7 protein-coding genes and 1 pseudogene are annotated in these 8,656 nt (G+C 63.0%); 4 read left to right on the top strand and 4 right to left on the bottom strand.

Annotated elements, in window-relative coordinates; genetic code table 11:
• The 3 genes and pseudogenes from I5W_RS24275 to hemC all read right to left on the bottom strand — a co-directional run.
• Positions 1-249 (bottom strand): annotated as a pseudogene (locus I5W_RS24275) (uroporphyrinogen-III C-methyltransferase); the annotation flags it as partial.
• 35 nt (positions 250-284) lie between these two features.
• Entirely contained in the window at positions 285-1,082 is a 798-nt protein-coding gene (locus tag I5W_RS24280; RefSeq protein ID WP_044531176.1) for a uroporphyrinogen-III synthase, read from the bottom strand.
• Positions 1,066-2,022, bottom strand: coding sequence for a hydroxymethylbilane synthase (hemC, locus tag I5W_RS24285; RefSeq protein WP_017450143.1), 957 nt, complete (start codon positions 2,020-2,022; stop codon positions 1,066-1,068). Before hemC ends, I5W_RS24280 begins: the two co-directional genes overlap by 17 nt.
• Positions 2,023-2,277: 255 nt before the next feature.
• Here hemC and ppc point away from each other — a divergent pair, with 255 nt between their 5' ends.
• From ppc to I5W_RS24295, 3 genes are all read left to right on the top strand, one after another.
• Positions 2,278-5,187 (top strand): phosphoenolpyruvate carboxylase, encoded by a 2,910-nt coding sequence (ppc, locus tag I5W_RS24290; protein WP_044531177.1) that lies wholly within the window; start codon positions 2,278-2,280, stop codon positions 5,185-5,187.
• A gap of 185 nt (positions 5,188-5,372) precedes the next feature.
• Entirely contained in the window at positions 5,373-5,513 is a 141-nt protein-coding gene (locus I5W_RS32655; RefSeq protein ID WP_199901799.1) for a hypothetical protein, read from the top strand.
• Positions 5,514-5,595: 82 nt separating this feature from the next.
• On the top strand, positions 5,596-6,573 hold the full coding sequence (locus I5W_RS24295; protein WP_252717205.1) for a dienelactone hydrolase family protein: 978 nt from the start codon (positions 5,596-5,598) through the stop codon (positions 6,571-6,573).
• 130 nt (positions 6,574-6,703) lie between these two features.
• Here the strand turns inward: I5W_RS24295 and I5W_RS24300 are convergent, their stop codons facing one another.
• On the bottom strand, positions 6,704-7,528 hold the full coding sequence (locus I5W_RS24300; protein WP_044531178.1) for an HDOD domain-containing protein: 825 nt from the start codon (positions 7,526-7,528) through the stop codon (positions 6,704-6,706).
• Between the two features lie 460 nt (positions 7,529-7,988).
• Here I5W_RS24300 and I5W_RS24305 point away from each other — a divergent pair.
• Positions 7,989-8,656, top strand: a 668-nt coding sequence (locus I5W_RS24305; protein ID WP_044531179.1) for a lyase family protein, incomplete at its 3' end; no start/stop codon positions are given.

Below are 8,656 nucleotides of genomic sequence, written 5' to 3' on the forward strand. Positions count from 1 at the left end.
GTTTTGCAGGCGCTGTGCCACTTCACTGCGCAAGTCGCGCAGTTCCGTTTGAGAGACCCACCATTGCGCGCCCAGGCCGGCAATGACCATCAGCAACACGACGGTCTGTGCGCGCTGTCGGCGGCGCAGTACGGCCGTACCGTCTGGCGTGGTGAAGGTATAGGACGCCTGCGAGGCAGCCGCACCAGCGTTGTGGCTGGCTTGCGGCTGAGGCTCCGGCAATTGGGGGGTGGATTGCTGTTCGTTCATGGGCTGGATTGTAACGCGGCAAATTACGGGGCCGCTCAGGGAGCTACGGGAGCAAGCGCAGCAAGTAAGCGTTCATCGCCCGAACCGGTCAGGATGACCTGCACGAAACCCTGCTGCCGTGCGGTCTCGGCGATCCGGTGGTGGGAGACGACGATTCGTTGCCGTTGCAGTTTTACCACACGTTCCTCGCCCCCGGCTAGTCTTGCCAAGTCCAGCAAATTGCGCAAGGCCTCGGAACTGGTGATGACCCAGTCGGCTCCACCGTCGAGCAAATCCAGCAGCAGCGCGCCGCTGCGCGCATCCAGCGTAGGGGCCAGGCGGCGGTAGGCGGTCAGGTGCTCGACGGTGACACCATGTTGTTGCAAAGCTTCACTTAGGAAATCACGACCGGTCTGGCCGCGCACGATCAGAGCGCGTTTGTTGCGCAATTGTTCCATAGGGAGGGATTTGAGCAATTCCTCAGAATCCATCTTGTCGGCGCGTTGCGGGCCGTAGACGGTGGCATTGCTGGTATCCACGCCGTGGGCGCGCAAGGCCAAGCGACTGCCCTCGCCGACGATGCCGATAGGCACCTGGCTGGGCCAGCCGGACAGATGCGCAAAGGCGGCATCGATGGCATTGGGGCTGACGAAGACCACCAGGGCGAACTCGTGCAGGCGCGCCAGCGTGGCCTTGAGTTCGGCATCGTCCGCTACCGGCCCGATGGTCAGCAGCGGGAATATCACCGCGCGCCGCCCCAGTTGCTCGACGCTGGCGGCAAAGGCTTGCGCCTGTTGCAGCGGCCGCGTCACGACCACCGGCAAGGAGGACGACATGTCAGGCCGAAGCGGCATCGGCCTGGGCCTTGCACAGGGCCAGGATGGCATCGGCGCCACGGGCCTTGAGCAGGTCGGCCACTTGCGCGCCCAGGGCTTCGGGCGCGTCGGCGCTGCCCTCGGCTTGGGCGGCAGCAGCTTGCGCACCGTCCGGGGTGGCGATCATGGCGCGCAGGTGCAGGCGCTGGCCTTGCAGCGTGGCATAGGCCGCCAGCGGGATCTGGCAACTGGCGCCGAAGATGCGCGAGACCGAACGTTCGGCGGCCGAGACCACGGCGGCAGGCTCATCATGCAGCGGCGCCAGCAGGCGCTTGATGTCGTCGCGACCGGCAGGGATTTCGATAGCCAGCGTGCCCTGGCCGGGCGAGGGCAAGCTTTGTTCGGGGTCGAGGAAGGAACGGATGCGCGCCTTCAGGCCCAGGCGATTCAGACCAGCCACGGCCAGGATGATGGCGGCATAGTCGCCCCGATCCAGCTTGGCCAGGCGGGTATCGAGATTGCCGCGCAGGGGCTTGACCACCAGTTGCGGATAACGCGAGGCGATCATGGCCTGGCGACGCAGGCTGCTGGTGCCGACGATGGCGCCGGGCGGCAGCGCATCGAGGGCAGCGAAGTCATTGGAGACGAAGGCGTCGCGCGGGTCTTCGCGCTCCAGCACGGCGGCCAGCTCGAAGCCAGCGGGCAGGTCCATGGGCATATCCTTCAAGCAATGCACGGCCAGGTCGGCGCGGCCTTCGGCCATGGCCACTTCGAGTTCCTTGACGAACAAACCCTTGCCGCCGACCTTGGACAATGCGCGATCGAGAATCTGGTCGCCACGGGTGGTGGTTCCGAGAATGTTGATGCTGCACTGCGGATATAATGCGGCCAGACGGTCCCGCACGTACTCGGCCTGCCACATGGCAAGGCGGCTTTCACGCGAGACGATGACGATGTTGGAAGGAGGAAATTCTTTCAAGACGGGCTTTCCGATTCAGTCGTGGCAAGCGCGGCAAAAGCGACAGGGAAAGCAGGAGACCGGCGAATCCAGACTGTAAAAAAAACGATTAAAACGATTAAAGATGCGATCCTAAGCGAGCAGCAAGCAAGTTCGATCACACAGACCAGAAGCGAGACACAAACCCAAAACGAGGCAAATTCTAGCACGCACACCCACGGCAATCCGATCCACAAGCACGACTTTCTCCTCCGAAAACCGCAGCAACCGTTGATCATGGCGACTACAAATCCAACTAAACGCAGTGCCCGTTCCACTCCATCCACCCCGTCCACCGCACCCGCCGTCTCCACGGCGCGCGCCCCTGCCGTCAAGCGCAGTCCGGCCACCGACAAGGATGCGCCCTTGAAGGAAGACATCCGTCTGCTGGGCCGCCTGCTGGGCGAAGTCGTGCGTGAGCAGGAAGGCGATGACGTCTTCGAGGTGGTGGAAACCATCCGCCAGACCGCCGTGCGTTTTCGCCGCGAATCCGATGCCAAGGCCGGTGCCGAGCTCGACAAGCTGTTGAAGAAACTGACCCGCGACCAGACCAATTCGGTGGTGCGTGCGTTTTCCTATTTCTCGCACCTGGCCAATATCGCCGAGGACCAGCACCACAATCGCCGCCGCCGCGCCCACCTGCTGGCCGGCTCGCAAGCCCAGCCGGGCAGCGTGGCCTATGCGCTCTCGCGCCTGGATGATGCCGGCGTCTCCGGCGCCCAGGTGCGCAGCTTCCTCAAGGAGGCGCTGGTCTCGCCGGTGCTGACCGCCCACCCGACCGAAGTGCAGCGCAAGTCGATCCTGGACGCCGAGCGCGAGATCGCCCGCCTGGTGGCCGAGCGCGACCTGCCGCTGACCCCGCGCGAACTGCGCCACAACACCGAGCTGCTGCGCGCGCGCATCGCCACGCTGTGGCAGACCCGTATGCTGCGCTATACCAAGCTGACGGTGGCCGATGAGATCGAGAACGCCCTCTCCTACTACCGCATCACTTTCCTGCGCGAACTGCCGGCGCTGTACGACGACATCGAAGCCGAGATCGATAGCCAGTTCCCCTCGCGCGCCAAGGCGCGTGCGGCCGAGCTGCCGCCCTACCTGCAGATGGGCAGCTGGATCGGTGGCGACCGCGATGGCAATCCCAACGTCAATGCCGCCACCATGCAACATGCATTGAAGCGCCAGTCCACCACCATCTTCGATTACTACCTCGATGAAGTGCATACGCTGGGTGCCGAGCTCTCCATCTCGACCCTGATGGTCGATGCCAGCCCGGAACTGCTGGCCCTGGCCGATGCCTCGCCGGACCACTCCGAACACCGCGCCGACGAACCCTATCGACGCGCCCTGATCGGCATCTATGCGCGCCTGGCCGCCACCGCCCGCTCGTTGGGCGTGGTCAATATCCTGCGCCAGGAAATCGGTAGCGCCGCCCCCTATGCCAATCCGGCCGAGTGCGTGGCCGAGCTGGAGGTGCTGGTGAGCTCGCTACAGGCGCACCATGGCGCCGCCCTCATCAAGCCGCGCCTGGCCGGTGTGAAGCGGGCGGTGGAGATCTTCGGCTTCCACCTGGCCACGCTGGACATGCGTCAGAGCTCAGACATCCACGAACGCGTGCTGGCCGATCTGCTGGCCAAGGCCCAGGTCGAGAGCCACTACGCGGACCTGAGCGAAGAACGCAAGATCACCCTGCTGCTGGGTGAATTGGCGCAGCCGCGCCTGCTGTATTCGCCCTACCTGCAATATGCCGAAGAAACCGAATCCGAACTGACCATCCTGCGCGCGGCCCGCGAGATCCGCCGCCGCTATGGCGAGCGCGCCATCCGCAACTACATCATCTCGCATACCGAGACCCTCTCGGACCTGCTGGAAGTCTTGCTGCTGCAAAAGGAAACCGGGCTCCTGCACATCGAAGGCAAGCAATTGCAGGAACTGGAGCTGATGGTGATCCCGCTGTTCGAAACCATCCCCGACCTGCGCTGTGCGGCGCAGATCATGCGTGGCTGGTTGACGCTGCCGCAGGTCAAGGGCTTGATCGCCAAGCATGGCAAGTTGCAGGAAGTGATGCTGGGCTATTCGGACTCCAACAAGGATGGCGGTTTCCTGACCTCCAACTGGGAGCTCTACAAGGCCGAAAACCAACTGGTGGAATTGTTCAACGAAGTGGGCGTGAAGCTGCGTCTGTTCCACGGTCGCGGCGGCACCGTGGGGCGCGGTGGCGGCCCCAGCTACCAGGCCATCCTGGCGCAACCGCCGGGCACCGTGAACGGCCAGATCCGCCTGACCGAACAGGGCGAAATCATCGCCTCCAAGTTCTCCAACCCGGATATCGGTCGCCGCAACCTGGAGTTGCTGGTGGCCGCCACCCTGGAAGCGAGCCTCATGCCTGCCGGCAGCGACGATAAGGAAGCCCGCAAGCTGGCCGAGTTCGAGCGCGTCATGGAAGACCTGTCCGAGCGCGCCTACCACGCCTATCGCAACCTGGTCTACGAGACCCCGGGCTTCACCGATTACTTCTTTGCCGCCACGCCCATTGCCGAGATCGCGCAACTGAACATCGGTTCGCGCCCGGCCTCGCGCAAGGCCACCCAGCGTATCGAGGATCTGCGCGCCATTCCCTGGGGCTTCTCCTGGGGCCAATGCCGCCTGCTGCTGCCGGGCTGGTATGGCTTTGGCAGCGCGGTCTCAGGCTGGCTGGAACAAGCCGGCAACGCCAAGGAAAGCGCCAAGCGCATGAGCATCTTGCGCGCCATGTGCAAGGAGTGGCCGTTCTTCGCGGCGCTGCTGTCGAACATGGATATGGTGCTCTCCAAGACCGACCTGGCGGTGGCCTCGCGCTATGCCGGGCTGGTGGCCGACCGCAAGCTGCGCACCAGCATCTTCGGTCGCATCACCGATGAACATGAACGCACCAGTACCATGCTCTCGGCCATCACCGGCAGCAAGGAACGTCTGGCCGGCAATCCGTTGCTGGCACGCTCGATCAAGAACCGCTTCGCCTATCTCGATCCGCTGAACCACTTGCAGGTCGAATTGATCAAGCGCCACCGTGCCACCGCCGCTGCCAAGCGCACCCCGGAAGAACGCGTACAGCGCGGCATCCACCTCACCATCAACGGCGTGGCGGCAGGCTTGCGCAATACCGGCTGATCGCGGCTTCATCAGCACTACCCAGCCAGGGCTGCCCCGATGACGGGCAGCCCTTTTTACGTGCCCCTAGCCAATGTTGGCAGCGCGACATGCACCAGAAGACGCTCCGTCTCAAGTTCAGCATTTACCTGCCGATAACAGATGGTTGAAATGACATTTGACGAAGCAACAAGCTGTTGCGGGAGATGGACAGCCAGACCGGCGCCATGGTGTTGGATCAGATTTTTGCAGCGCAAAAAGCGATCCGACTCTCCGCAGCAGTCTTCACTTTTGTAAAATGGAAGCTGAACAGATTTAAAGCACGTCATCGCCGCCCAGCCTCATGAATATTGCTTGGGCGACCATTTTCCCGGTTCCGGGGAATGTGTCCACAGGGCGAGACGGCTACCATTCGGGGAACCAGACATCATGCGTAATTGGGCAAAACCGCTGGCCGCATTCTGCATTGCAGCATCGCTGGCCGCGATCGGGACATGGGCACAGGCTGCCGCCAATTCGGCCTCGCCGCAGCCGCTGGAAGCGCGCCGGGTTTCGCTGACCAGCGTGGATGACAAGGGCGGCAAGGCCACGGCCCTGTATGGGGTGTGGATCAAGGCGCGCAAGTCGTCCAGCAGCAAGGGACCGTACCCGACCGTGATCGCCCTGCATGGCTGCGGCGGTCTCTACAGCATCATCAAGGATGGTCGCGGTGAATTCACGCCACGCCACCTGGCCATGGCGCGCGTGCTCACCGACGCCGGCTACAACGTGTTGTTCCCGGACAGCTTCACTCCGCGCGGACGTCGCTCGACCTGCCAGGACAGCGTCGCCCAGCGCGAGATCAGCGCCATGAACCGCCGCTTCGATGTCCAGGCGGCGATGCATTGGGTGACCTCGCAGCCGGACGTGGACGTCAAGCGCATCGCCCTGTTGGGCTGGTCGCATGGCGCCTCTACCCTGCTGGCCTCGATCAACCTGGCCGAGACCGACGTGGCCGTGCGCAAGATCCAGCCGCGTGCCGCGGTGGCCTTCTACCCGGATTGCCGCCCCTATGCCAAGGCCGGCGAACCCTTCAAGCCAGCCGCGCCGCTGCTGATCCTGATGGGTGAAACGATGACTGGACCCCGCCCCAGGCGTGCGAAGCCATCGAACAAAAGATGCAGGGCAGCGATACCGAAATCGCCCTGCGCCTGTATCCCGACACCTACCACGACTTCGACGCGCCCGGCCTGCCGGTGCACGTACGCATGGATGTCAAGGGCGTGGGCAAGCGCGGCGAAGGCGTCACCAGCGGCGGCAACCCGGATGCGCGCAACCAGGCCTATCGCTCCATGCTCAACTTCCTGGACGCCAAGCTCAATTACTGAGGCAGCACTGAGGATCAGGGCTGGCCAAGCGCCTCCCTGATTTTGACAAGTCCCTTCACCAACGACAATGCCGGCCCCTTGCGGGAGCCGGCATTTGTCGTTTTCTACGTCATTTTCTTTCACATCGGCCGGACACCACCGTGCGCTGGCGCTTTCCGGCCACCCCTTCTTTACGCGATCAACTCCTGCATCCCCTCGCTCAATTCGGCCAGCGGCGGCATGTCCACGGTGAAGGTTTCCAGGCGCAAGCCCAGCTTGGCGGCTACGTCTGCAGGGAAGGTCGATTCCATTTCATCGTCCGAATACTGGTTTTCCTGGGCCCGGGCGCGCCAGGCGGCCAGGTGGACGATGGCAGCGAACGGATCGAACTGGCCTTCCAGCGGCTGCGGGAAAGCCTTGATGACCTGGCCGAATTCATCCGGGAAACGCCAGCGGCGCGCCAGTTCTGCGCCCACATCGGCAAAGTCGTAACCGAAGGACTTGCGTTCCACGTCCAGGCGACGGGCGTCTAGCGGCCCGGCCACCTTGTCCACCTGCAGCGCCTGCTCCGGCATCCCGGCGTGCATCACCAATTGCCCGATGGCGTGCATCAGGCCTACCGTAAAGGCGAAATCGGAATTGAGCTTGGCCTGCTTGGCCAGCCACTTGGCCACGATGGCGGTATCCAGGCTGTAACGCCAGAACAGCTTGAGATCCACGCCCGGCAGTTTCTTGAAGCTGCCGGCCATGCCGGTGCTCACCACCAGCGTGCGCACGGTCATGAAACCCAGCATCAGCACCGCATCCTCGACGGTACCGATGGTGCGCGAGACGTGGTAATAGGATGAATTGGCCAGACGCAGTATCTTGGCACTCAAGACCTGGTCGGCAGCCAGTTTCTTGGCGATCTCCTCGATCGAGACCGATTCATTGTTGAAGCTTTCGATGACTTCCTGCACCACCTTGGGAATGCTGGGCAAGGCGGTTTGCTGCTGAAACAGTGCTTCCAAATTCATGCTTCTCTCCTGTAAGACGACCCCCGAACATCTTGCTCATTGAAGCGCTTAACAGGGCCACCTCCAGGACCATCCCCACGTGGCATGTGCGGCCTTGGCTGGCAGCCCTTTTCTTCTCCGGAAGCAAACAAAACTTCCCCCGGATCAGTCATCGCAAGCCGAGTATAGCGTCTGGATTTGTCAGTAGTACAAGACTTTTCTGCACCGTGAGAGGACTTGCGCAAAAACAACAAGCAAAATGAATGCCATATGGAAACAAAGTGAGATGGCGGCCATTTCCGCCGTGTTGCCGCCGTGTTGCCTGAGGGTTTCACCAGCAGATGGGAAGGTATGAAAAAAACCTGCGAGGCCCACCGCCAGGAATGCGAAAAATCCGCGCCGTACCGCATTTCCGCCTGCATGGCCGTGGCTGGGCGCAGTTGTGCTTGCTATAATCGCCCCTTCTTCGGAATTCCCTCATATGACAGACCAATTTGCTAAAAAGGGCGAAGCCTGGTCGGCTCGCTTTTCTGAACCCGTCTCCGATCTCGTCAAGCGCTATACCGCATCGGTGTTCTTCGACAACCGTCTGGCCCAGGTCGACATCCAGGGCTCGCTGGCCCACGCCGAGATGCTGGCGCACCAGGGCATCATCAGCGCCGCCGACTACGCCGAGATCCAGCGCGGCATGGCCCAGATCAAGGGTGAAATCGAGGCCGGCCAGTTCGAATGGCTGCTGGACCTGGAAGACGTCCACCTGAACATCGAAAAGCGCCTGACCGAACTGGTCGGCGACGCCGGCAAGCGCCTGCACACCGGCCGCTCGCGCAATGACCAGGTCGCTACCGACATCCGCCTCTACATGCGCGGCGCGGTCGACGACATCATCGGCCTGCTGCGCGAACTGCGCGCGGCCCTGCTGGACCTGGCCGAACAGCACGCCGACACCATCCTGCCGGGCTTTACCCACATGCAGGTGGCACAACCGATCACCTTCGGCCACCACGTGCTGGCCTATGTCGAAATGTTCGGTCGCGATACCGAGCGCATGGTCGATGCCCGCAAGCGCATCAACCGCTTGCCGCTGGGCGCTGCCGCCCTGGCCGGCACCACCTTCCCGATCGACCGCCTGCGCGTGGCCAAAACCCT

Source organism: Herbaspirillum sp. B65 (genome assembly GCF_000333555.1).
GTDB classification, from domain to species: domain Bacteria; phylum Pseudomonadota; class Gammaproteobacteria; order Burkholderiales; family Burkholderiaceae_D; genus Herbaspirillum; species Herbaspirillum rubrisubalbicans.

Bases quoted from the DNA above. Each gene is read 5' to 3' on its own strand.
- I5W_RS24280 (WP_044531176.1), bottom strand. From the start codon at position 1,082: ATGCCGCTTCGGCCTGACATGTCGTCCTCCTTGCCGGTGGTCGTGACG.
- ppc (WP_044531177.1), top strand. From the start codon at position 2,278: ATGGCGACTACAAATCCAACTAAACGCAGTGCCCGTTCCACTCCATCC.
- I5W_RS32655 (WP_199901799.1), top strand. From the start codon at position 5,373: ATGGACAGCCAGACCGGCGCCATGGTGTTGGATCAGATTTTTGCAGCG.
- I5W_RS24295 (WP_252717205.1), top strand. From the start codon at position 5,596: ATGCGTAATTGGGCAAAACCGCTGGCCGCATTCTGCATTGCAGCATCG.
- I5W_RS24300 (WP_044531178.1), bottom strand. From the start codon at position 7,528: ATGAATTTGGAAGCACTGTTTCAGCAGCAAACCGCCTTGCCCAGCATT.